Origin of the sequence: Bradyrhizobium sp. LA2.1 (assembly GCF_040547725.1) — a bacterium.
Classification (GTDB): Bacteria; Pseudomonadota; Alphaproteobacteria; order Rhizobiales; family Xanthobacteraceae; genus Bradyrhizobium; species Bradyrhizobium barranii.
Map to the genome: position 1 here is coordinate 1 of NZ_JBEPQI010000025.1, position 23508 is coordinate 23508.

Annotated in this window: 22 protein-coding genes and 1 pseudogene; 11 read left to right on the forward strand and 12 right to left on the reverse strand. The window is 63.7% G+C overall.

Annotated features, from left to right (window positions below):
* The 3 genes and pseudogenes from ABIB95_RS35835 to ABIB95_RS35845 form a co-directional block, all read left to right on the forward strand.
* Positions 1-1921 (forward strand): nSTAND3 domain-containing NTPase (locus ABIB95_RS35835; RefSeq protein WP_354246663.1); only part of this gene is annotated, 1921 nt, incomplete at its 5' end.
* A gap of 72 nt (positions 1922-1993) precedes the next feature.
* Complete coding sequence (locus tag ABIB95_RS35840; RefSeq protein ID WP_354246665.1) at positions 1994-2602, forward strand: HEPN domain-containing protein; 609 nt, start codon at positions 1994-1996, stop codon at positions 2600-2602.
* 87 nt (positions 2603-2689) lie between these two features.
* Positions 2690-2825 (forward strand): annotated as a pseudogene (locus ABIB95_RS35845) (DUF2235 domain-containing protein); the annotation flags it as partial.
* 251 nt (positions 2826-3076) lie between these two features.
* Here ABIB95_RS35845 and ABIB95_RS35850 read toward each other — a convergent pair.
* Positions 3077-3400, reverse strand: a complete 324-nt coding sequence (locus ABIB95_RS35850) for a hypothetical protein (RefSeq protein ID WP_354246668.1) — start codon at positions 3398-3400, stop codon at positions 3077-3079.
* 408 nt (positions 3401-3808) lie between these two features.
* Here ABIB95_RS35850 and ABIB95_RS35860 point away from each other — a divergent pair, with 408 nt between their 5' ends.
* Both ABIB95_RS35860 and ftsZ read left to right on the forward strand, forming a co-directional pair.
* The gene (locus ABIB95_RS35860) at positions 3809-4423 is read left to right on the forward strand and encodes a hypothetical protein (protein ID WP_354246670.1); all 615 of its coding nucleotides are present in this window, start codon (positions 3809-3811) and stop codon (positions 4421-4423) included.
* A 59-nt stretch (positions 4424-4482) separates the two neighbouring features.
* Positions 4483-5736, forward strand: a complete 1254-nt coding sequence (gene ftsZ / locus ABIB95_RS35865) for a cell division protein FtsZ (protein ID WP_259259696.1) — start codon at positions 4483-4485, stop codon at positions 5734-5736.
* Positions 5737-6034: 298 nt separating this feature from the next.
* On the opposite strand, the gene ABIB95_RS35870 is transcribed toward ftsZ, so the two are convergent.
* Positions 6035-6694, reverse strand: a complete 660-nt coding sequence (locus tag ABIB95_RS35870) for a nucleotide exchange factor GrpE (RefSeq protein WP_135216439.1) — start codon at positions 6692-6694, stop codon at positions 6035-6037.
* 165 nt (positions 6695-6859) lie between these two features.
* Between ABIB95_RS35870 and ABIB95_RS35875 the strand changes: the two genes are divergently transcribed.
* Together ABIB95_RS35875 and ABIB95_RS35880 are read left to right on the forward strand one after the other, a co-directional pair.
* Positions 6860-8197: a T6SS phospholipase effector Tle1-like catalytic domain-containing protein gene (locus tag ABIB95_RS35875; RefSeq protein ID WP_354246674.1), complete on the forward strand. Its 1338-nt coding sequence runs from the start codon at positions 6860-6862 to the stop codon at positions 8195-8197.
* 341 nt (positions 8198-8538) lie between these two features.
* A complete protein-coding gene (locus ABIB95_RS35880) occupies positions 8539-8784 on the forward strand; it encodes a PilZ domain-containing protein (RefSeq protein ID WP_028149457.1) in 246 nt (81 codons plus the stop codon).
* 245 nt (positions 8785-9029) lie between these two features.
* Here ABIB95_RS35880 and ABIB95_RS35885 read toward each other — a convergent pair whose 3' ends face one another.
* From ABIB95_RS35885 to cobS, 7 genes are all read right to left on the reverse strand, one after another.
* Entirely contained in the window at positions 9030-9437 is a 408-nt protein-coding gene (locus ABIB95_RS35885) for a hypothetical protein (protein WP_063980635.1), read from the reverse strand.
* A 326-nt stretch (positions 9438-9763) separates the two neighbouring features.
* On the reverse strand, positions 9764-10876 hold the full coding sequence (locus ABIB95_RS35890) for an NADH:flavin oxidoreductase/NADH oxidase (protein ID WP_354246677.1): 1113 nt from the start codon (positions 10874-10876) through the stop codon (positions 9764-9766).
* A gap of 225 nt (positions 10877-11101) precedes the next feature.
* Positions 11102-11803, reverse strand: a complete 702-nt coding sequence (locus tag ABIB95_RS35895; protein WP_354246680.1) for a hypothetical protein — start codon at positions 11801-11803, stop codon at positions 11102-11104.
* Between the two features lie 31 nt (positions 11804-11834).
* Positions 11835-12905: an esterase-like activity of phytase family protein gene (locus ABIB95_RS35900; RefSeq protein WP_354246682.1), complete on the reverse strand. Its 1071-nt coding sequence runs from the start codon at positions 12903-12905 to the stop codon at positions 11835-11837.
* Positions 12902-14806 (reverse strand): cobaltochelatase subunit CobT, encoded by a 1905-nt coding sequence (gene cobT, locus ABIB95_RS35905; RefSeq protein ID WP_354246685.1) that lies wholly within the window; start codon positions 14804-14806, stop codon positions 12902-12904. The genes ABIB95_RS35900 and cobT overlap by 4 nt, the downstream gene beginning before the upstream one ends.
* Positions 14803-15213, reverse strand: coding sequence for a GNAT family N-acetyltransferase (locus ABIB95_RS35910; protein WP_028149462.1), 411 nt, complete (start codon positions 15211-15213; stop codon positions 14803-14805). Before ABIB95_RS35910 ends, cobT begins: the two co-directional genes overlap by 4 nt.
* A 3-nt stretch (positions 15214-15216) precedes the next feature.
* Positions 15217-16215, reverse strand: coding sequence for a cobaltochelatase subunit CobS (cobS, locus tag ABIB95_RS35915; protein ID WP_063980631.1), 999 nt, complete (start codon positions 16213-16215; stop codon positions 15217-15219).
* Positions 16216-16513: 298 nt separating this feature from the next.
* On the opposite strand from cobS, the gene ABIB95_RS35920 reads away from it, so the two are divergent.
* The gene (locus ABIB95_RS35920; protein WP_354246688.1) at positions 16514-17173 is read left to right on the forward strand and encodes a DedA family protein; all 660 of its coding nucleotides are present in this window, start codon (positions 16514-16516) and stop codon (positions 17171-17173) included.
* A 187-nt stretch (positions 17174-17360) separates the two neighbouring features.
* Here ABIB95_RS35920 and ABIB95_RS35925 read toward each other — a convergent pair whose 3' ends face one another.
* Positions 17361-18572, reverse strand: a complete 1212-nt coding sequence (locus ABIB95_RS35925; protein ID WP_354246691.1) for a citrate/2-methylcitrate synthase — start codon at positions 18570-18572, stop codon at positions 17361-17363.
* Positions 18573-18651: 79 nt separating this feature from the next.
* Between ABIB95_RS35925 and ABIB95_RS35930 the strand changes: the two genes are divergently transcribed.
* Both ABIB95_RS35930 and ABIB95_RS35935 read left to right on the forward strand, forming a co-directional pair.
* The gene (locus tag ABIB95_RS35930) at positions 18652-19755 is read left to right on the forward strand and encodes a citrate synthase/methylcitrate synthase (RefSeq protein ID WP_354246694.1); all 1104 of its coding nucleotides are present in this window, start codon (positions 18652-18654) and stop codon (positions 19753-19755) included.
* Between the two features lie 184 nt (positions 19756-19939).
* Complete coding sequence (locus tag ABIB95_RS35935) at positions 19940-20986, forward strand: sensor histidine kinase (protein WP_354246697.1); 1047 nt, start codon at positions 19940-19942, stop codon at positions 20984-20986.
* Here ABIB95_RS35935 and ABIB95_RS35940 read toward each other — a convergent pair.
* On the reverse strand, positions 20983-21615 hold the full coding sequence (locus ABIB95_RS35940; RefSeq protein ID WP_014490400.1) for a J domain-containing protein: 633 nt from the start codon (positions 21613-21615) through the stop codon (positions 20983-20985). The two genes, ABIB95_RS35935 and ABIB95_RS35940, sit on opposite strands and share 4 nt — an antisense overlap.
* Before the next feature lie 164 nt (positions 21616-21779).
* Here ABIB95_RS35940 and ABIB95_RS35945 point away from each other — a divergent pair, with 164 nt between their 5' ends.
* A complete protein-coding gene (locus ABIB95_RS35945; RefSeq protein ID WP_028149466.1) occupies positions 21780-22055 on the forward strand; it encodes a BolA family protein in 276 nt (91 codons plus the stop codon).
* 141 nt (positions 22056-22196) lie between these two features.
* Here the strand turns inward: ABIB95_RS35945 and ABIB95_RS35950 are convergent, their stop codons facing one another.
* A complete protein-coding gene (locus ABIB95_RS35950; RefSeq protein WP_063980627.1) occupies positions 22197-23501 on the reverse strand; it encodes an HlyC/CorC family transporter in 1305 nt (434 codons plus the stop codon).
* Between the last annotated feature and the right edge of the window lie 7 nt (positions 23502-23508).

A 23508-nucleotide genomic window follows, 5' to 3' on the forward strand; every position in this document is an offset into this window, starting at 1 on the left:
ATCGTCTGCCATCACAAGGTGTCCACCTATTTTGGTGGACACCTCATGCATCAGAGCACCCAAAAGCAAAAGGTGCAGGGAAATTCGCGCTTACGATTGGATCATTGCCCGGATCGCCGAGTCGCCTCGCCTCAGGATGATGGTGCCGAGGCTGTATGGCTTGATCGACTTAGAGTCGATCATGGATCGGCGAGCCTACAGACAGGCGCAACTCATCCTGAGCGAAATGGGCGACAACCTCCAAAAGCTGGTCGTCACAGACGCCCATCGCAGAAGTGTGGGCGCAATCAGCGACCATAGCGTCGTGCTACTTCTGGGATCGCCCGCAGCTGGCAAATCGACGATAGGAGCCAGTCTCGCCTTGGGAGCGAATGATATTTGGAAATGTTCGACTATTAAATCGACCTCTCCTGAACATCTGGAAAAGCATCTCGACTCGAAGGGTAGCCAGTTCTTCTGGATCGACGACGCTTGGGGAAGCACGCAATATCAACGTGATCGCGTCGAAGCCTGGAATCAGATTTTTCCATTGATGCAAGGTGCACTAAAGCGAGGCACTCGCTTTCTCCTCACCTCACGGGACTACATCTGGAATTCTGCAAAGGCCGAGCTCAAGTTGCAGGCGTTTCCCATCCTTAGGAAAAGCCAAGTCGTCATAAACGTTCACGATCTCACATTGGAAGAAAAAGCCCGAATTCTATACAATCACTTGAAGCTCGGAGATCAGCCGAAGGAGTTTCGGCGGAACGTAAAGCGATTTCTGCCCAAAATTGCACAGAACACTAATTTTCTTCCGGAGTCCGCGCGGCGCCTTGGCACTATACTTTTCACCGAGAGTTTAATTCCCAGCGAGAGAGGTGTCATAGACTTTTTTGAGCGGCCGACTGAATTTCTAGAGCAGACAATCGAAAATCTATCTCCCGAAGCAAAGGCAGCAATAGCGCTAATCTTCTTAAATGGTGGAGTGATGCGCTCGCCGGTCTCTACAGATAAATTGACCGTGCCCGCAACCGCATTTGGGGTTACCTCTGCTCAAATTCGAAATCAGCTTCAGGCCCTGAACGGTAGTCTTCTAAATCTCGCTGAAGACGAGGACGGCCCTTACTGGACGTATAGACATCCTACGGTGAGTGACGCCTTCGCTGCGCACGTAGCAAAGAGCCCTGAGCTTGTGGAAGTCTATCTTACCGGCGCCAAGCCGGAAACTATCGTTAGCGAGGTTGTGTGCGCCGGTATACAAATCTACGGAGCGTCTGTCGTAGTCCCTCCCGCATTGAACGAGCTGCTGGTCGGACGCATTTCCTCTCTGGGTACGACCTCTCTAGTTAGCTTTATCTGTTATCGCTCCAACTCAGCGGTAACACGCTCTTTAGTTGACGAGCGCCCCGATCTCAAAAATCGAATTCGTTGGTTCAGCCCACCGTTAAAAGATGACCTAGACGTCGAATTTGTACTTGTGCTGCATCGGCACGGCCTACTAAGCGAAGAGGAACGCCTCGACTTCGTTGAAGCAGTTAGACGATCTGCCGTTGACGATGCGGACGATAGCTTCATCGAAATGGACGAGCTCCGAGCAATACTTGAGCAAGATGAGTTTGACGACATTCTACTGGAAGTACGTGATGCGTGGATGAGCGACATTGACTCGCAAGTTCAGAAGCTTCAGAGCGAATGGAGCAGTTCATACGACCCTGCCGACTATTTTGATCGGTTTAAGAGCGCTGTGAGCAAATTCACTACAGCGCTAGGCCCGCAAGTGGATGAAGCTGCGGTCAAAGCTGCGCTCGCGACCAGCATTCGTTCTGCCGAAGAGCAGATGTATTCCGAATATGAAGAAACCCCCGCCATTGATGCACCGCTTCAGCAGTCACAGCCGAAAAGCGACTCACTTGAAGATTTATTTCGCGATATAGATGACTAGGGTTATCCGAATGCTGCTCTGCAGTCCGCACAAAGCAATTACAGCGACCTCCCACTCTTGATAGTGATGCCCATGACCGACGAAGCGACATTCGAGTCTCTTCTTGAGTGTGACTTTCGCTGGCCTCGGCTTGGCGACAAGGCATTCACAGAGTCGGGTGACCCTCAGGCCAACGCTTATGTTCACAGGCACGGCCACGGCCGTTTCGTGATGATGATGTCGGGATATAAGAAAGGGGCCGACTTAATGGTCGAGCGATCTTTGCACAGCGATGTAGATCGCGACTCTCTCGTGTTTCCAGTAGTTTTTAACTACCGTCAATTTCTTGAGCTTTCATTGAAGTATTTCATTGCCATGTACGGATATACAGTGGGAGTAGCCCCAAACTGGAAGACGCATGATTTAGGCGTTTTATGGAAGGCCTTCTGCGACGTGCTCAAATTATACGGGCATGATCAAAATGACGCAGATCAGGTCGTCACAGAGATTGTCGCTGAATTCGCGAAGATGGACCCGGCATCGTTTTCGTACCGTTATCCCGTAGACACAAAAGGCAGGGCGATACCGATCGCTCACCAACAACTCAATCTGTCTACGCTAGCCGAAGTGATGGGAGCCGCCCAGAATTACTTCACAGGCTGCGACGGATATTTGAGCCACTTGCAAAGCGCCGGGCCATGATTCGTTGATGACGAATCGAATAGTCGGAATTTTGGCGTCTCGTGTTGGCAGCCATAGCCCGCAATACTCACCCGATAGGAGCATACCATGGAGCGAGAGCACAAGACCGATCCGTAAGCCGGGCCGAAAAACCTCGTCATCTGCTGTGACAGCACCGGAAGTGAGATTTCCGAGAACATCTCCAACGCACTCGCAGCTATATCGCTGCTTGCGCAAGACCGACGGTTACCGCGCGGGACGATGTTGACGTTTGTTAACACTCCCGTTCTCTTCAGGTCTCCGTATGGCTGATCGGCCCAGGCATCCGCACAAGGAGATCGAAGCCGTTGTCGCGCAGGCCGAATCAATTGGTTGGCGGTGGCGCAAGATCGGGCATTGAGGGCGGCCGTGAGGGGAGCAGGACAAGAAGAAATTCGAATTCAGCATCATTGCGTCCGGCCTCGATCCTGCGGCGGAGGATTTCGAGCAGCGATTCTATGATGATGGCTGCGACGACGCGGCGATCGCCTTCCAGAAGGGCCACATCATCGTCGACTTCACCCGGGAGGCGAAATCAGTCAGCGAGGCCATCGTACGGCGGTGTGGAACGTGCGGGCCGCCGGTGCCCACGTCGATCGCGTCGAGCCCGACCCGCTCGTCAACCTCTCCGATATCGCCGCCCGAACCGGAATGACGCGCGCGGCGATGACGCAATATTCCAATGGGCAGCGAGCCAAGGATTTTCTCTCGCCGGTCGCCCGCGTGACGTCCGACAGCCCGCTGTGGGATTGGGCGACGGTCGCGAAATGGCTGTTTCATCACGACAAGCTCAGCGCGTCGAAGCGATCGAGGCGGCTGCCGTGCGAGCGGCCAACGCGGCGATCGGATCGCGCACGACCAGGCTCGAAGAGACTTTGAAGGGAAGCCTGAAAGGCTATGGGAAGAAACTCGACCGGGCCGCGTGAGGCGCGGGATCTCCGCAGGCTCGACTGCTCTGCGCGCCGTCGTCCCTATATCTCCGAAAATCAATGCTCCGCTGCACGATCCCTGGCGGGGTGCCCTCGAACTCCGTTGCCCAATACTGGCGTCCCGCGCGGGCTTCGATGCCGCCATGCCGCCAACGCGCGCGCGTTAACCGTCCGTTAACCAACGCAGCCTAGCCTCAACTAATCGTCCAGCCATCATTAGCTCGAAATGCCTTCCCGGTTTGCTCCAGGAGAAGCGCCGATGTGCGTTGCGTTGTTGACGTATGCCGATCTCAGTGCCCGCCTCAATATCTCGCGCGAGGCCGCTCGTGCCCTGGCGAGACGTCGCCGTTTGCCGCGCTCGCGGTCGGATGACGGCAAGGCGCTCGTGAGCGTCGATCTCTCCGAACTCCGCTACACGCCCCGCCCGCGGCGGGCCCGCCGGGCGGACCACGTCGATGCCTCCCTAGCAAGGGTCGAGACATTGGAGCCATTTCCGTTCCGACGAGATCGGAACGGGGCTCCAGATTCCTGTTCTGACGCGTTTTCCTTGCGCGAACCGGTACCCACTTCGCCCGAAAACGCTATGGAGACCGAAGCATTCAAGGCGGAGATCGCGCGGCTCGAAGACGTCGCAGCCGCCTACAGGGCCGTGTTCGAGCGCGAGCGCGAGCGTGCCGATCGCCTGGCCGTCGAGCTGCTGCAGGCGGCCGCCGAGACGGCGGCAGCCAATGCGTGGGCGGCACGACTGGAAGACGAAGTGGCGGACTTACGGACCGGTCGCCAGGCTGGCGGCGCGACCGCGGGACAAGCCGCACGTCGATTGGGACATCTGGCCGCGGCCATCGTGGGCGCAGACCGCGCGGCTCGCAGATAGCACTCGAACCCTTCTCCATCCCGGCCTGCCGGAGCAATCGCGAGGACAGAATGACTGGCATGACCGATATTCACGAGATGAAGGCGCGCATTGTCGTATTCGGGGTCGGCGGCGCCGGCGGCAATGCCGTCAACAACATGATCACATCCGGGCTGCAGGGGGTCGACTTCGTCGTCGCCAATACCGACGCGCAGGCGCTTGCCATGTCGAAGGCGCCGCGCCTCATCCAGCTGGGCACCCAGGTGACCGCAGGCCTCGGCGCCGGCTCGCAGCCTGAATTGGGACGCGCCGCAGCCGAGGAGGTCATCGATACGATCCGCGATCAACTGACCGGCGCGCACATGGTGTTCGTGACGGCCGGCATGGGCGGCGGCACCGGCACCGGGGCCGCACCCATCATCGCCAGGACCGCGCGCGAGCTCGGCATCCTCACGATCGGCGTGGTCACCAAGCCATTCTATTTCGAGGGCCAGCGCCGCATGCGCTTTGCCGAAGCCGGCATCGAGGAGCTGCTGAAGACGGTCGACACCCTGCTGATCATCCCGAACCAGAACCTGTTCCGGGTGGCCAGCGCGAAGACCACATTCGCCGATGCCTTTGCCCTTGCCGACCAGGTGCTCTATTCGGGCGTGGCCTGCATCAGCGACCTCATCGTCAAGGAAGGCCTGATCAATCTCGATTTTGCCGACGTTCTCTCCGTGATGCGGGAGAAGGGCAAAGCCATGATGGGACGGGGCGAGGCGTCCGGCGAGAAACGCGTGCTCGCCGCCGCCGTGGCGGCCATTTCCAATCCGTTGATCGAGAACCCCTCGATCAAGCGCGCCAGCGGCCTCATCATCTCCATCACCGGCGGCAAGGATCTCATGCTGTACGAAGTCGACGAAGCCGCGACCCGGATTCGCGACGAGGCCGACCCGGACGCCAACATCATCGTCGGCGCCTCGTTCGATGAAAGCCTCGAAGGCATCGTCCGCGTCTCGGTGGTGGCGACCGGGATCGACAATGTCGACCCGGCGCAGCTGGCGGCGCCGGTGGAAACCGCACTCACGCAGCTCGCCGGCAGGCTGCGCGACGACAGCCGCCGCATCGCCGATCGCATCGAGCAGCGCAGTGCGCCGCTTCCGCACGTGGAAAGCCCGCCGCTCCGCCCGGCGGCCGGCCGACCCGCAGTGCAACCGGCAAGGCCCGATCCGGAATATGCGCGCCGCGCGGCGCCTCAGCCGCTCGATCCCTACGGCCGCACCTCTCCGCGCAATATAGCCGACGAAGACCTTCTCGACATCCCGGCCTTCCTGCGCCGCTCCGCTAATTGAGCGGGCGCGGGGGGTTATCTGTCTACCGCGGGGCAATCGCTCGAGCGCGATGCCCCCACATCGTCATGGCCGGGCTTGTCCCGGCCATCCACGACCTTTCCCACGGCACGAAGAACGTGGATGCCCGGGACAAGCCCGGGCATGACGAGTTTGTGGCCCCGGCTGTGCCGAACCACTGTGATACGAGGCTCTGATATCTCGCCGCGAAACGCGACCTCATCCTGAGGAGCCCGCCGTAGGCGGGCGTCTCGAAGGATGGCCGCAGGCGAGCTTCCGATCTGCGCGGCGCGCCGATCGTTCACGCTGCCGTGCTGCGCGGGGTCTCCGCCGTTTCCCTTTTTTCCGGCTCCTTGTCGCGAGACAGCCATGCCGGGAAGCGAAGCAGGCGATCGTTGCCGTCTTTGGGCGGCTCGATGGGCGGTGCTTCATTGGCCGAACGCGGGAGGTCCAGCACGGCCTGCCCTGCCCGCACCGCATCCGCGCGCTGATCCAGTTCGCGCATCAGGGGATCGAGCACGCTGTCGATTTCGGTCGCCACCGACACGATGAAACTGTTGAGCTCGCGAGCCTCGGGCACAACGGCCGAGGCCGACTCGATCGCCCTGGAGAGACCGTCGACGACCGGTGCGAACGCGCCGGCGGCTTGTTTGATTCGCGTTCTTATCGCTTCGATCTCGGCCAAGACGCGATCACGCTCCCGCCTGGTCTTCTCTTCCGAAAGGCGGGCTTCGATTTCGGCGATCTGAGCCGTGAGAGTCGTGGCTTCGGATGCGAGTGCATCGCGGCGCAGGCGCGCACGATCGAGATCGCGGCTGAGATTGTCCACTAGATCGTCCTTCCCGAACATGGCTTTGCTCCGTAGGACAGCCGTGACGCGAACCGCCGGCCCGATCAGCGCATGAAAGGCTGGATCGGCCAAAACAGGCATCAATTTCGGTCGCGTCATATGGGCCGACATGGTGACCCCCACCGTCCTCATTAGGCGACGACATGGTTAACAGGTGGTTAATGTCAACAGATGATGGGGCAATGGGGCACCATGCCACCGACGCCGACTTCGTCTCCTCGCTGCCATCCATTTTCGCTATACTCGCCCCGGTAGCATCACCGGGAGGGGCATACTGTGGAGCACGACGACCAGCACAAACCCAAAACCGAGCCGAAGAACCTCGTCATCTGCTGCGACGGCACCGGCAACGAGATCTCGGAGAACATCTCCAACGTCCTGAAGCTGTATCGCTGCCTGCGCAAGACCGACAAGACGCAGCCGCGGCAGATGGTGTTTTACGATCCGGGCGTCGGCACGGTGACGGAGCCTTCGACGTGGCACCGGCTCAAGGCCAACGTCAATCTGGTGCTGGGGCTCGCCACCGGCTACGGGCTCGATGACAACGTGCTGTCAGCCTATTGCTTCCTGGTCGAGCATTACGCGCCGGGCGACCGCATCTACCTGTTCGGCTTCTCGCGCGGCGCCTACACCGTGCGGGTGCTGGCGGGGCTGATCCACAAGATCGGCCTGATCTCGCCGGAGCAGGCGAACCTCGCAGGCTCGGGCCTCGTCGCCTACAAGCAATATTCCGGCACCGGGCGCGGCAACGACATCGAGGACCTCAAGGATGTCGCCTTCGACGAGAGCGGGCCGCTGCCGAAGGACGAATTCGACCTCGCGGCGCAGTTCGCGCGAATCACCTCGACGCGCTGGCCGACCATCCACTTCATCGGCGTCTGGGACACGGTGGCGAGCGTGATCGTGCCGCGGCGCGACAATTTCTTCTTCGTGTTCAGCCTGGAGGAGCTCGCCTTCACGCTGCGCAATCCGAGCGTCAAAATCTTCCGGCAGGCGATCGCGATCGACGAGCGGCGCTGCATGTTCCGCCTCAAGGCGTACAAGGAGCCGCAGGAATATTGGAGTAACCGCTATGTGCCCGACGAGAAGAAGGTGCCGCAGGACATCATGCAGGTGTGGTTCGCCGGCGTGCATTGCGACGTCGGCGGCGGCTATCCGGAAATCGAGAGCGGCGAGTCCAAATATCCGCTGATCTGGATGATCGAGGAAGCGGCGAAGGCCGGGCTGAACTTCAACCCGCGCACCGTGAACCAGCTCGCCTGGGGCATCCAGCGCAAGAACTCGCCGTTCCAATATGTCGAGCCTGCCTACACCGGCAAGGTGGGCGAGCTGCACAATTCGACGACGGCGCTCTGGCGCGTGCTGGAATTTGTGCCGAAGAGCGCAAAGTACAAGGAATGGCCGGAGCGGAAGGTTTTTCTGGGCTTCTACATCCCCGATTGCGAGCCGCGCGTGATCCCCGAAGGCGCCCATGTGCACGAGAGCGTGCTGAAGCGGATGGCGGTGGAGCCGGGCTACCGGCCGGTGAACCTGCCGAAGGATTATGTGACCGTGCCGATGCCGGTGAGGCCGCATGCGGAGATGGCGGAGACGCCGGAGACGGAGCGAGTGTGAGGTGCCGCCCAAAGCTCGTCATGGGAGGCGGGAGCGCGCCACACGTTCAGCTGTCGTCCCTGCGAAAGCAGGGACCCATAACCACAGGGAGCCGTTTGGCGCGGACCAGTGGCTCGGTGCGCCCACCGCCGCCAACCGACAGATCACGCGGTATGGGTCCCTGCTTTCGCAGGGACGACAGTGGAGATGGAGACCGCCCCACCCCGCTACCGGCGCTTTCTGCGTTCGTTGCTACTTTTCATTAAAATTCTCAGGCCGCCCTTAGTCGGATCGCATCAACTCTTTTCCATCATGCCGCTCAAGACCACCCGCGCCGTCCGCGGAATTGGAGGAGAGTGCCAATGCATCCGCGCCGACATGCCCGCGTGAAACCTTCCGGGCTGGTGTCCCGCCAGGCCAAGATCATCACCGACCCGCGCGCGCCGGTGATCCCCTGCACGCTGATCGACTATTCGCCCGGCGGCGCCTGCGTCGATCTCGGCGGGCAGGTGAATATCCCCGACAGGTTCGAGCTGCTGCACGTCAACACCAAGAAGCGCTGCCGCATCGCCTGGAAGCGCGGCTCGCGGATCGGCGTGGTGTTTTAGCGGTGCTCGCCGCAACTGAATAATCCCGCCGAGCATTCCGCTCTGCTCCCTCCCCCCTTGCGGGGGAGGGTTGGGGAGAGGGGTGGCCCAGCAATAGGTGTTGGCTGCGTGCGAGGTGACGCAACACAGGCTCGCTTCATTCGATGGCGCGTGCCGTGTGGCTACCCCTCTCCCTAGCCCTCCCCCGCAAGGGGGGAGGGAACGCGGTGTGCTTGTGGCGCGACCTTTTCCAACAGCTGTCGTAGCTACGCCCGCATCCTGGCTTTCGTGCCGGCGACGATCTGCATGGCGACGCCGGCGATCCAGCCGAACAAAGCGAGCCAGGTCCACGCCAGGTGCGGCTCGAGGCGGAGCACGATGACGCCGACGGAGGCGAGCGCGGTGAGCGTCGCGCAGAGCGTGCCGGCGGCGCTGAGGAATTCCGCGGCGTCGATGGCGCTGTGCGCATCGTCGAAGGGCAGTTGCGGCGTGTCGATGCCGAGATAGAAGCCGACGAAGCCGAGCAGCATCATCAGCAGCAGGAAGCCCTGCGTGGTGAGCGGGGCGATCGAAGATCCCACATAGGCGCCGACGAACAGCCCGCACGCCGCGCCGGCCATCGCGAGGCCCACGCGCTCGAACACGTGGGCAGTCTTGCGAACACGAAACCGCATGGCGGGCCTCCCTGAGGAGTTGGGTGCGCGGGAGGGTAGGCCAGTTTCGCGGTGCGTGGAAGGTGAGGAGAGTTACGGATGCGTGAGGGCGCGGGATAGTGAGGGCACGATGGCCCGCGCTGCCCCCACCGCTGTCGTCCCGGACAAGCGAAGCGCAGATCCGGGATCCATCACCACAGGGAGAGATTTGGCGAAGACTTTAAGTTGTGCAGCGGCAACTCATACCGCGCATCATGGTGAGATCACGCGGTATGGGTCCCTGCGCCCCGTGCGCAATTGCGCACTAGGCAGGGACGACAGTTGTGATTGCAGCGCCCGCTCGCGCCCTACCTCGCCCCGAACGTGGTCTTGCCGAACAGCGCCTTTTGCGTCGACGGCTGCGAGCGCCAGTATTGCGGCGGGGCTTCGACTTCGCCGCCGAGTTCGGCCGCGGCGTGCCAGCCCCAGCGGGGATCGTAGAGCAAGCTGCGGCCGAGCGCGACCATGTCGGCCTTGCCGGATGCCACGATCTCCTCGGCGTGCTTCGCTTCGGTGATCAGGCCGACGGCCATGGTGGGCAATCCGGTCTCGCGCTTGATAGCGTCGGCAAACTGCACCTGATAGCCGGGGCCGAGCGGAATCTTCTGCAGCGGCGAGACGCCGCCGGAGGAGGCATCGATCCAGTCGACGCCGCGCGCCTTCAGCGCGTTTGCGAACGTGATGGTCTGCGCCAGGTCCCAGCCGCCCTCGACCCAGTCGGTCGACGACACCCGCATGCCGACCGGCTTGTCGTGCGGGAAGACCGCGCGCACCGCGTCGTAGATCTCGAGCGGAAAGCGCATGCGGTTCTCGAGCGAACCGCCATATTCGTCGGTGCGCTTGTTGGAGATCGGCGACAGGAACTGATGCATGAGATAGCCGTGCGCGCCGTGCAGCTCGATCGCGTCGATGCCGAGCCGGGCAGCGCGCTTGGCGCTGTCGACGAAGGCCTCGCGGATGCGCTTCAGGCCCGCGGCATCGAGCGCCAGCGGCGCGGCCTCGCCCTCCTTGTGCGGCAACGCCGACGGCGCCACCGTCTGCCAGCCACCTTCACTTTGCGGAATGAGCTGGCCGCCGTCCCAGGGCCGCGCGCTGGAGGCCTTGCGGCCGGCATGGGCGAGCTGCATCGCGACGGCCGTCGAGGAATGCTTGCGCACGGAGGAGAGGATCTGCTTCAGCGCGGCCTCGCAGGCGTCGCTATAGAGCCCGAGACAGCCCGGCGTGATGCGTCCGATCGCCTCCACATGGGTCGCCTCGATGCAGAACATCGACGCGCCCGACAGCGCGAGATTGTTGATGTGGGTGAAGTGCCAATCGGTGGCGACGCCGTCGTCGGCCGAATACTGGCACATCGGCGACACCACGACGCGGTTCTTCAGCGTCAGGCCGCGCAGCTTGATCGGGGAAAACAGGGCGCTCATGCGGGGAGTTCCGGGGGATGGAGGAATGGAAGCGATTGCATGAAGTTTAGTAGCCCTACGGCGAATTGCCAGCTGCACGGCGGACATGCCCGCCCGCGGCGCCATGCATTGCGCGCGTCATATGATCACAAGGCGGAGATAACCCTCGGCCGCTTGCCAGGAACTCCGCTGTCATCCCAGGGCACGCGGAGCGTGAGCCCGGGACGACGATCGAATTCGGGACCCCTACTCCAGCTCCTCGAACCTGCCCGGCACGGGCTTGCCCATGCGGATGCGGCCGTCGGGCAACAGCTCGCCGTCGGCTTCGGCCGAGAACTGGATCGTGTTGCCGCCGCCGTCGCGCTTGCTGACCTTGCCGAGCGGCCCGAGCTTGTCGGCGAGCGCGGTGTCGTCGAGCACGAACACGCGGTACTCGGTGAGGCGAAAGCGGCGCGGCGCCTGCCATGTCAGCGCGGGCACGGATGTACGCATATCGCCGTCGGTCTTGATGTCGATGCTGCGGCCGGTCACGTCGCGGAACAGATCCGGCCCGGCGACCAGCCGCGCGCGGCCGCCGTCGATGGCGTAGAGATTCAGCGTGACGATATGGCGCTCGCTGCGGAACGAGACCGCGACGGTGCGTGAGTCCTGCGACCAGGCGGCGTGGAAGGCATCCGGCGCCGAGTCCAGAATGTTGTCGTCGTCGACATTGTCGAGCGTCATCAGCCGACGATGGCCGGGCTCAGCCATCAGGTAGATGCGAAAGCCTTCGCTTCCGGACTCGCCGCCGCCATGGGCTGCGACGGACAGCTTCCCGTTCGGCGCGCGGCCGCCCTGGATGATGGCGTATTCGTTCTTTCCATACCGATGCTCGGCCGTCGCGAAGGCCGGCGACAGCGCGGCGAGCGTGAAAATGAGGGCGAGGGCGAGGATGGCGCGGCAGGGCATGACGGTTTGTCGGAGAAGGGCGGGCGGACGTTCACTCCACCAGCGTGAACTGCAGCAGCAGCGTGCGCTGGAGCATCGAGAAATTGTCGTCCGACACCAGCGTCAGCACGGTCTCGCCCTCGGGCGTGACGTGGGCGTCGATGCCTTCCATGTTGTCGACCTCGTGGCCGAGATCGGCCGCGAACAGCGCAGGCCCGTCGACCAGCGCGTTGGGCGCGATGGATTTCAGGGGGATCGACCGGATGCGGATGTTGATGCCAGTGAACCAGGAGAATTTGCGTTCGAGGATGAGAAGCTCGCCGGACGGCAGCAGCACGGCATCGCTGATGTCGAATTTTTCGGTGCGGCGGACGCTGAACTGGCCGGGCGACGGACCGCCGATCAGGAACGCGACCAGATTGCCGTCGGCGTCCAGCCCGCGTTCGGAGAAGGCGATCAGGCTGCCGGCCAGCGGCTGGCCTTTCGGCACGACGACCATCGCCTCGAGCCCCTTGTTGGAGGGCAGCTTGCGGACGGCGGGCGGCGTCGGCAACACCTCGCCGCGGGCGCGCGTGCCGCCTTTCGCGAAATCGAAGCGCAGGACCTGGTTGACGCGTTCGAGCCCGACATAAACGACATTGCCGTCGCGCGCGAGCGACTCGGTGTCGTACCAGAACCGCTTTTCCGTGATCGGCCGGCCCTCGGAATTGAGCATCGGGGACGCCTCGACATCGTCGAGCCCGATCATCTTGCCGCCGGAATAGCGGATGCTGCCGGTGAACCAGCCGCCCTGGTCGGAGATCGCGAGGAAGCGCTCGCCCTTCGCATCGAGCCGGATGCCGGACAGGCCGCCGAAGCCGCGATAGGGCGAGGTCAGCACCAGGCCGCTGCGATATTGCAGCTGACCGAAGCGCACGCGCGAGCGGTCGCGCGGCTCGAAATTGGGAATCGGCCGCGCGTTCACCTCGACGCTGACCGGCTCGGTGACGGCGTGCTCGATCTGCGCGGCGCGCGGCGGCGGCTCGGTCGTCGGCTGCGCCTGCGCCAGTCGGGAGAGTGTGAGAGTGGAAAATCCCGCCGCCGCGTGGCCAAGAAAGCTGCGGCGGGACGATTGCGTGCTCACGAATGCAGTTTGCGTCGCGGGCGACCGGCCTGATGCGTGGGCGCGGTGTTGGTCTCGCTGAACAGTTCGGCGAGCTTCTCGGTGATGGCACCGCCGAGCTCTTCGGCATCCACGATCGTTACCGCGCGGCGATAGTAGCGCGTCACGTCATGGCCGATGCCGATCGCGATCAGCTCGACCGGCGAGCGGGTCTCGATCTCCTCGATGATGTGGCGCAGGTGCCGCTCGAGATAGTTGCCGGGATTGACCGACAGCGTGGAATCGTCGACCGGCGCACCGTCGGAGATCATCATCAGGATCTTGCGCTGCTCGGGCCGACCGAGCAGGCGCTTGTGCGCCCAGTCCAGCGCCTCGCCGTCGATGTTCTCCTTCAGCAGACCCTCGCGCATCATCAGGCCGAGATTCTTCCGCGCGCGGCGCCAGGGTGCGTCGGCGGACTTGTAGATGATGTGGCGGAGATCGTTGAGGCGGCCGGGATTGGCCGGCTTGCCGGCGGCAAGCCACGCCTCGCGCGATTGCCCGCCCTTCCAGGCGCGCGTGGTGAAGCCGAGGATCTCGACCTTGACGCCGCAACGCTCCAGCGTGCGCGCCAGGATGTCGGCGCAGGTCGCGGCGACCGTGATCGGGCGTCCGCGCATCGAGCCGGAATTGTCGAGCAGCAGCGTCACGACGGTGTCGCGGAACGTCGCCTCCTTCTCGTGCATGAAGGACAGCGGGTGATAGGGATCGGTCACCACGCGCGAAAGCCGCGCCGGATCCAGAATGCCCTCTTCGAGGTCGAAGTCCCAGGCGCGGTTCTGCTGCGCCATCAAGCGCCTCTGAAGGCGGTTGGCGAGGCGGGCGACGATGCCCTGCAGATGCGCGAGCTGCTTGTCGAGATAGGCGCGAAGGCGCTCCAGCTCGTCATGGTCGCAGAGGTCTTCGGCCGCGATGACCTCGTCGAATTTCGGCGCGAACGCATGATATTCCGGCCCGCGCGGCTCGTTCTTGCCGTGCGCGTTCGGACGCGTCGCCTCGCCCGGCGTCTCGTCGTCGCCGAGCTCGCCGTCGTCGAACGTGTCGGAGGTCGAGGCCTGCGCGCTTTCCATCGCGCTCTCGCTCATCTCCTCGCTGGAGGCCTGCGCCTGGTCGGCGCTCATCTCCTGCGCGGCATCGGAATCGGGCGAGCCTTCGGCGCCGGACTGGTCGTTGTCGCCGTCGCGGTTTTCCTCGTCGTCGTTGTCTTCGCTGTCGGCGCTGCGCTCGTCGCCGAGCTCGAGCGCGGTCAACAGGTCATGCACGGCGTCGCCGAACCTGGTCTGGTCCTCGACCAGGCCATCGAGCCGATCGAGCCGCTTGCCGATCTTGTCCTCGAGAATGGGCCGCCAGAGATCAACCATCTTCTTCGCCGCCGTGGGCGGCGCCATGCCGGTCAGGCGCTCGCGCACCAGCATCGCCAGCGCATCCGCCAGCGGCGCATCGGCACGATCGGTGATTTCGTCGAACTTGCCGCGATGGAAGTGATCGTCGAGCATCGCGCTGAGGTTTTTCGCAACGCCCGCCATGCGGCGCGCGCCGATCGCCTCGACGCGGGCCTGCTCGACTGCCTCGAACACGCCGCGCGCCTGCGGATTGCCGGGCATCAGCTTGCGATGCAGCTTTGCATCGTGACAGGCGATCTTGAGCGCGATGGAATCGGCGTGGCCGCGCACGATCGCAGCGTCACGCTTGGTCATCTTGCGCGCGGGCTCGGGCAGCCGCGCTTTGCCCGGCGCCAGACCAGGGCGCTCGGCAGCAAAACTGACCTCGAGTTCGGGCGACTTCGCGATCGCCTTCAAGCAGGAGGCCACCGAGCGCTTGAACGGCTCGGTCGGGGCTTCCTTGGTGTTACGGAATTTGGAATTGGATGATGATGTGCTCATAGCGACTTCGTAAACGAGTGGCGCGTCACGCCGCCGGGATAGCCCTTGAGGGTGCCGAACTCCTCGTACCCGCAGGAACGATAGAAGCCCGGCGCCTGGAAACTCATCGTGTCGACATGGGCCTGGATCGCGCCCTGCCGTCTTGCCTCGTCCTCGATCGCCGCGATCAGCTTCGTGCCAAGACCCTTGCCGCGCTGCTTCTGGTCGATCCAGAAGTACTGGATGAACAGAACCGTGGCCCAGAGGTGTCCGACGATGCCGCCGACGATCTTGCCGCGGTCTTTCAGCGAGACCGCGATGCTCCTGACCTTCTGCTTCCCGAACTGCTCGTCGTTATAGGCGCCGAGCCCGGCGAGCACAGCCTTTTTGGTGGTCCCAATGGTGCGCTCGACGGTGATGTTTGGCATGGTCTAGCTGAGCGCCACGTTGACCGCCGATTCCGGCAGCTCCGCGTTGAAGCAGCGCTGGTAGAACTCGGCGACCAGGGGACGCTCGAGCTCGTCGCACTTGTTGAGGAAGGTGACCCGGAACGCGAAGCCGATATCGCCGAAGATATCAGCGTTCTCGGCCCAGGTGATCACCGTGCGCGGGCTCATCACCGTCGACAGATCGCCATTGGCGAAGGCGTTACGGGTGAGATCGGCAAGGCGGACCATCTTGTTGACGATGTCGCGGCCTTCCTGCGTGCGATAGTGCTTGGCCTTGGCCAGCACGATCTCCACTTCCTCGTCATGGGCGAGATAGTTCAGCGTGGTGACGATCGACCAGCGGTCCATCTGGCCCTGGTTGATCTGCTGGGTGCCGTGATAGAGGCCCGAGGTGTCGCCGAGGCCGACCGTGTTGGCGGTCGAAAACATGCGGAAGGCCGGGTGCGGCTTGATCACCTTGTTCTGGTCGAGCAGCGTCAGGCGTCCGGAGACTTCCAGCACGCGCTGGATCACGAACATCACGTCGGGACGGCCGGCGTCGTATTCGTCGAACACCAGCGCGATGTTGTGCTGGAGCGCCCAGGGCAAAATGCCGTCGCGGAATTCGGTGACCTGCTTGCCGTCGCGGACCACGATGGAGTCCTTGCCGACGAGGTCGATACGGCTGATGTGGCTGTCGAGGTTGACGCGCACGCAGGGCCAGTTCAGGCGGGCAGCGACCTGCTCGATATGGGTGGATTTGCCGGTGCCGTGATAGCCGGTCACCATCACGCGGCGGTTGCGGGCGAAACCGGCGAGAATGGCAAGCGTGGTGGCACGGTCGAAGCGGTAATCAGAATCGACTTCGGGCACATGAGGATCGACTTCGGAATAGGCCGGGACTTCAAGATCGCTGTCGATCCCGAACACCTGGCGCACCGACACCTTCATGTCGGGCAGACCGGAAATTTCCTCAACTTTGGACAGAGCGGCGGTCGTCATCAATCCTCCGAGGCCCCGGGCGATCCCGAGACCAGTTATTTGCACGTTGGCTGCGGCTGGGTGCGGTTGCGAACTTATCAGAGACAACGTGCCGGCAGAAGCCCGCGCCCCAATCAAAGTTCCATTGTCTTTTCATTTAGATAGGCAAGGAACGCGATTTTTGGAGGGCTGCCTTGCGAATCACGCTCGAATTTCGGGCGGGAGGTGTGGCCTGCCCACGCGAATGGCACTTTTACCGCGTGCACCTACTTATGTAGGGTCCGAACCCCGGTGCTCCAGCCCCCCCACGAAAGACGACGTGACGTCCTTTCTCGATCCCCTCATATCCTTCGTTTCAGCCCATGTGTGGCTGGCCTATCTGACCCTGTTCCTGGCGGCGCTGCTCGAAGCAGTTCCGGTGGTGGGGTCGGTGATCCCCGGCTCGACCATCATTCTGGCACTGAGCGCGCTGGTTCCAGGCGGGGAATTGAAGCTGCAATGGGTGCTGCTGGCGGCGGCAATCGGCGCCGTGCTCGGCGACGGCTCGGCCTACTGGATCGGGCACCGGCGGCAGCGCGAGATCCTCAACAACTGGCCGCTGACCAACTATCCGCGGGTGGTCGCCGAGAGCGAAAGCTTCTTTCACCGCTTCGGCACCTGGGCCGTGTTCTTCGCCCGTTTCGTGCCGCCAATCCGCGCCTTCGTGCCCGTCACCGCCGGCGCGTTGGGGATGCCCCCTGCGAAGTTTTATGCCGTGAATATCCCGGCGATCCTGGTCTGGGCTCCCGCGCATGTGCTGCCGGGCGTGCTGGCGGTATCGGCCTTTCACCAATATTTCGGCGTGCCGCACCATGGGCATCCGTTCAAGCACATCTGGATCTTGATGGTGGTGGCCGTGGCGATCATCGGCGGCCTTGGCATCTGGTACTACCGCCGCCGGCAGAACGGCCTCGTCGCGACGTCCAAGCCGCGGGCTTAGTGCGCCGGCGTCGTCCCTGCCTCGTGCGCAATTGCGCACGGGGCGCAGGGACCCATACCGCGTGATCTATCGATTGCGACCGGCGGGAGTACCGAACGACCAGTCGTCGCCAAACCGCTCCCTGGGGTTATGGGTCCCCTGCGAACGCAGGGACGACAGCGGAGGACGACGCGCTCGCTGAGAGATTCTAACTAGCCCTTCTTCCCGGCGCCGGTCCGACATAGCGCGCCCGCGGACGGATCAGCTTGCCGAACTGTAGTTGCTCGCTGGCGTGCGCGATCCAGCCGACGCTGCGGGCCATCGCGAACAGCGCGAGCTCGCTGCCTAAGGGCAGGCGCAGCGCGTGCACGAGGACGGCCAGTGCATAGTCGATGTTGACGAGCTCGCCGGTCGCCTCGACGATCCGCTCCGGCACTTCGCGCGTGAATTTGCGCGGCGCGCCGGAGCGCGCCAGCGCGTTCAGCAGCGACTGCGCGCGGGGATCGCCGCGCTTGTAGACGCCGTGGCCGAAGCCGGCAAAGCGCTCACCCAGGGCGACGCGCTCGCGAACCATCGGGGCGACATCGCGATCGACCAGCGCCTTGACGAGCTGCGAGGCCAGCACGCCGGCGCCGCCATGCTTCGGCCCTTTCAACGCGGCGAGGCCGGCGATGACGGAGTCATAGAGGTTGAGGCCGGTCGATGCCGCACAGCGCGCGGTGAAGGTCGAGGCGTTCAATTCGTGATCGGCGAGCAGCACCAGCGCGCGGCGGATGAGGTCGGGCGCGTGCTTGTTATCGGGCGCCCAGGACTTCGCGATCTGCTGGTGCAGCGGCTCGGATGACGGCTCGGCGTTGAGCATGGTCGCGACCAGGAGGCGGACGATGCGCCCGCCGACCATCGCGCGGCCGTCGGGCGCGCGGGTGAAGGCACGCGCGTCCGCGCTGGTCGCGAGCGCCAGCACTGCGATGGCACGGTCGATCGGCGCGGCGCGGCGCGCGGCCTCTGCGATCGCGCGCATCTCGTCGGAGATCTGGGGCTGATTGTCCGGCGTGAAGGGATCGACGTCGGAGACGTCCCACAGCAGCGTCGCCGTGTGCTCCAGCGTGTCGTTCTCAGCGAGATCGACGCAATTGACGCCGCGGTAGATCGCGCCCTCCTCGGTAATGGTCGAGATCTCCGTGTCCATGACCGGCAGGTCGGCGTCGAAGCTGCGCAGGCCGCGCGGCTCCGGCGACGGCACCCGGCGCTCCTTGAGGGCGCGGACGTCCTCCGCCCGATAGCGGTTCTTGCGCGAATCCGGCGTCGGCTCGGAGCGGATCAGGCCGCGGCTGACATAGGCGTAGAGCGTGGCCGGCGAGATCGCGAGCTCGGCGGCGGCTTCCCGGGCCGACAGATAGAGTTCCTCGGAATTAATCATATTGATTTATGTAATCAAGATTGATCAATCTGTCGAGAGGCCTGATTTTCTCCTGGTGCAGTGCAAAGGAGATTGGGTCATGAACATCCACCTCACCAAAAGCCAGATCGGGCTGGACGGCGTTCCCGCGGCCGAGACCGTGCTGAGCCATGTCGATGGCGAGCGCGGCGAACTGATCATCGCCGGCGAGCACGTCGGCACCCTCGCAAGCCAGTCGAGCTTCGAGGGCGTTACCGCCCGGCTCTGGAATGGCGCGAGCAAGACCACGCTGAGCGAAGCCAATGTGCGGGCGAGCCTGGGCGCGGCGCGCGAGCGTGCGTTCGCGCGTTTGCCGGAGCTGTTGCCGGCGACGCGCGGCATGGGCATCGTCGACGGGTTCCGCGCGGCGGTCGCGGGCCTGCGCGCGGAGAACGGGCTGGAACATGAGGCGACGATCGTCGGCGCGTTTCCGGTGATCGCAGGCGCGCTGGTCCGTCGTGCCAAGGGATTGGAGCCGGTCGCGCCCGATCCGAATGCGAGCCATGCCGCCGATACGCTGCGGATGCTGCGCGGCGCCTCACCGGAGCCGCGTGAGGTCGCGGCGCTGGACGCCTATCTCGTCACCGCCAGCGATCACGGCATGAATGCGTCAACCTTCACCGCGCGCGTGGTGGCTTCGACGCAAGCTGACCTGTTCGCGGCCGTCACCGCCGGCTATTGCGCCCTCACCGGTCCATTGCATGGCGGCGCGCCCGAGCCGGTGCTGGAAATGCTCGACGCGATCGGCTCGCGCGAGCGCATCCAGCCCTGGGTGGATGCGGCGCTGGCGCGCGGCGAGCGGATGATGGGCTTTGGCCACCGCGTCTATCGCGTGCGCGATCCGCGTGCCGATGTGCTCAAGACCGCAGTCGAGGCGCTGGCGTCCAACGGCGCCGACCTGCCCTTTGCCGGCGAGGTCGAGGCCTATATCCGCAGCGCGCTGCGCAAGAAGAATCCGGACCGGCCGCTGGAGACGAACGTGGAGTTCTTCACGGCGATTCTGCTCGATGCTCTCGCCATTCCACGCCAGGCCTTCACGCCGATCTTCGCCGTGGCGCGTGCAGCGGGATGGACCGCCCATGCGCGCGAGCAACAGCGGACGGGGCGGTTGATCCGGCCGAGTTCGTCATATGTGGGGGAAATGCCGAAGGCTTCCGGCGAATAGAGCAGAAGGGCACGACAGCCGGGCCGTTCGCTCCGCTGTCGTGCCTCGCTCGGACGCACGATGACACGGCAGAGCCGTCGCGCGAGATCGTAATTGCGGGAACGCGCGCACGGTCCGGGCGACGAACTTGGAACATCTTTGGGTCTGGGGACTTAACCGTGAGCCCCCTCGGATCAAGATTCCAATGCTGGACCTGTTTGGACAAGCGGACGAGGCCAGGATCGGCGAGATCGCCGCAGGCTATGCCGCCAACCGGACCGAGGCCGGCACGGATTCTGAAAGACGATTCCGTGACTTGCTGCAGGCTCTGCCGGCCGCGATCTACACAACCGACGCGGAAGGCTGTATCACCTTCTTCAATCGCGCCTGCATCGATTTTGCCGGACGCATGCCGAAGATCGGCGAGATGTGGTGCGTGACCTGGAAGCTCTATCTGCCCGACGGCACGGCGCTTCCCCACGATGAATGCCCGATGGCAATCGCGCTCAAGCAGAACCGGCCAGTGCGCGACGTCGAGGCCGTGGCCGAGCGGCCGGACGGCTCCCGGATCTGCTTCATGCCATATCCGACGCCGCTGCGCGACGAACGGGGGCGTTTGGTTGGTGCGGTGAACATGCTGGTCGACATCACGGCTCGCAAGCAGGCAGAGCAGAGGATGATGCTCCTCACCTCCGAGGTCGATCATCGTTCCAACAATCTGCTCGCAGTGGCTCAGGCGATGCTGCGGCTGACGAAGGCGGATACCGCAGAAGAGTTCCAGACCGTGTTTGCAGGCCGGCTCAGCGCGCTTGCCAACGTGCAGAGGCTGTTCTCGGCTTCGCGCTGGACCGGCGCGAATCTGAAGACCATCGTCGAAGAGGAACTCCGGCCTTACGCAAGCGGGGACGGCGAGCGGATCAGGATCGCGGGAGACGACGTCCGCCTGCCGCCCACGTTGGCCCAGTCGATCGCAGTCGCGCTGCATGAGCTGGCCACCAACGCCGCCAAATATGGCGCGCTGTCGAGGCCTTCGGGCAGGTTGGAGATCAGCTGGGAGACCAATGGTGCAGAGGCTCTCGTGCTGCACTGGTCGGAGAGCGGCGGTCCTCGGGTCAACGAGGCGCCGACGCGCAAGGGCTTTGGAATCGGCGCGGTCGACGGCATCATCCGGACCTTGCGCGGAACCATTACCCGGCAGTGGAGGCCGGAAGGACTGGTTTGCGAACTGTCCTTCCCGGAAGGCGTAGCCTAGGCCTCGCGGACCACCGTCTTCAGATAATTGTAGGCCTTGATGATCTCGATCAGGCGGTCTTCGGTCGACCGGTCGCCGCCGTTGGCGTCGGGGTGGTGCTGCTTGACCAGCGCCTTGTACTTGCTCTTGACGTCGGCGAGCGTGGAATCGGGGCCGAGGCCCATGACCTGGAGCGCCTTGCGCTCGGCGTTCATCACCTTGCGCGTCTCGGCCTTGGGCTCGGCCTGCGGACCCTTCCGCCAGCCGGCGCGGCCGTTGATCTCACTGAACATGCTGAACGGATCGGACGCCATGTCGATCTCGGCTTCCGCGCCCTTCTTGCCGCCATTGGCGCCCATCTTCCAGGTCGGGCGGTGACCGGTCAGCGCATCCTTCTGGTAGCGCGCGACGGCATCGGCATTCATGCCGGAGAAGAAATTGTAGTTCTGGTTGTACTCGCGCACGTGGTTCAAGCAGAAGTGCCAGTACTCGCGCTGGTTCTCGCGGCCCTTCGGCGCACGGTGCGCACCCTTGTTCTGACACCCGGCCCATTCGCAATTGACCACGGCGTCGCGCGGCTTCACTTCCGGCTGCTTGCCTTTCGGCTTGACCCGGATGGAGTCGAAGAACTTTGATGAATCGATCGGCATGACTGACTTTGACTACGCAATGCAAAAACCTTCAAGTCTTGACATTGCAATTAGCTGGGAACCCGCAGCCGAAGTTTCACTCCGGCGTCTTCGAGGTACGGCCGCCGCAGGCGGCCTATGCAATTGACGGAGTGCGGCCGCACGCTTTAATGGCACTCATGGTTATGGTTATGAAAGACACTATCAGCAACAAGTTGCGGGAAGCTTTCACGCCGGAAAGCCTGCAGGTTGTCGACGAGTCACATTTGCATGAGGGCCACGCCGGCCATCGACCGAGCGGTGAGACACACTTTCGCGTTTATATTGTGTCTCAGGCCTTCAAAGGGAAGAGCCGGGTCGATCGCCACCGCATGATAAATTCGGCGCTGGCCGCGGAACTTGCCGGCAGCGTGCACGCGCTCGCGATTCACGCTCAGGCACCGGGGGAAGGCGGGACCTAGCTCGCCAATTCGGCTGTAATGCCCCGCGAAGGCGGGGCATCCAGTAAACACTGCTGGCGAGATTCAATCGATAGGCTGCGGCGTACTGGATCGTCCGCCCCAGTGCGCAACTGCGCACAAGGCGGATGATGACACCGTGCGTCAAAACGACGTTCCCGCCCGCCTTGGCTTGGCCTCTTCCATCTCCGCGTCACGCGGCACCGGTGAAATACGGAGCGCGGTGATGCGGTTGCGTTCGCGGCGGAGGACGCGGAAACGGAAGCCGTGGAACGTGAAACTCTGGCCGCGGTCGGGGATCGAGCGCGCCTCGTGAATGACGAGACCGGCGACCGTCGTTGCCTCTTCGTCGGGCAGGTGCCAGTCCATGGCGCGGTTGAGATCGCGGATCGGCACCGAGCCGTCTACCACGACCGAGCCGTCCGGCTGGGCGCGCACGCCGGCGACCACGACGTCGTGCTCGTCGGAGATGTCGCCGACGATCTCTTCCAAAATATCTTCCAGCGTCACGAGACCTTCAACCTCGCCGTACTCGTCGACAACGAGGGCGAAATGGGTTTTTCGGCGCCGGAACGCCTTGAGCTGCTCGGAGACCGGGCGCATTTCCGGCACGAACCAGGGCGGCAGCGCGATGGTGGAGACGTCGATGCGCGAGGTATCACCGTCGGATGCGCGGATCGCGCGCAACAAATCCTTGGCGTGAAGCACGCCGATGATGTTTTCCGGCTTCTCGCGCCACAGCGGAATGCGGGTGTACTCGGTCGCCAGCACCTCGCGCACCAGTTCCTCCGGCGGCAAGTCGGCATTGATCATCATCATCTCGGTGCGATGGATCATGACGTCGGAGACCTGCAGCTCGCGCAGATCGAGCAGGCCGCCGAGCATGTCGCGGTCCTGCTTCTCGACCTTGCCCTCGTGGTGCAACAGGTCGACCGCGCCGCGCAGGCGCTCGGTCGGCGACAGGATCGCCTGGTGCTCGCCGGCCAGACCAAACAAGCGCATCAGCAGACGGACGATGACCTCGACGATCCGCAGCAACGGTCCCAGCACATACATCGTCAGCCGCATCGGGCGGGCGACCGCAAGGGCCATGCGGTCGGGCGCGTTGATCGCGATGGTCTTCGGTAGCACCTCCGCGAAGATCACGACCAGCGCCGTCATCACGCCGGTGGCATAGAGCACGCCGACATCGCCGAACCAGGCCGTGAAGATGCTGGTGGCGAGCGCGGACGCGCTGATGTTGGCGATGTTGTTGCCGAGCAGCAGCGCGCCGATCAGGCGCTCGCGCATGTCGAGCAGCTGCGAGACGACATCGGCGTCGTGGTTACCCTGCTTGGAGAGCCGCAGCATGCTGGCGCGCGAGGCGCCGGTCAGCGCGGTCTCGCTCGCGGCGAAGAAGCCCGAGACGAGCAGGCAGAGAATGACGATGGTGAATCCGAGCCAGTCCATGCACCAC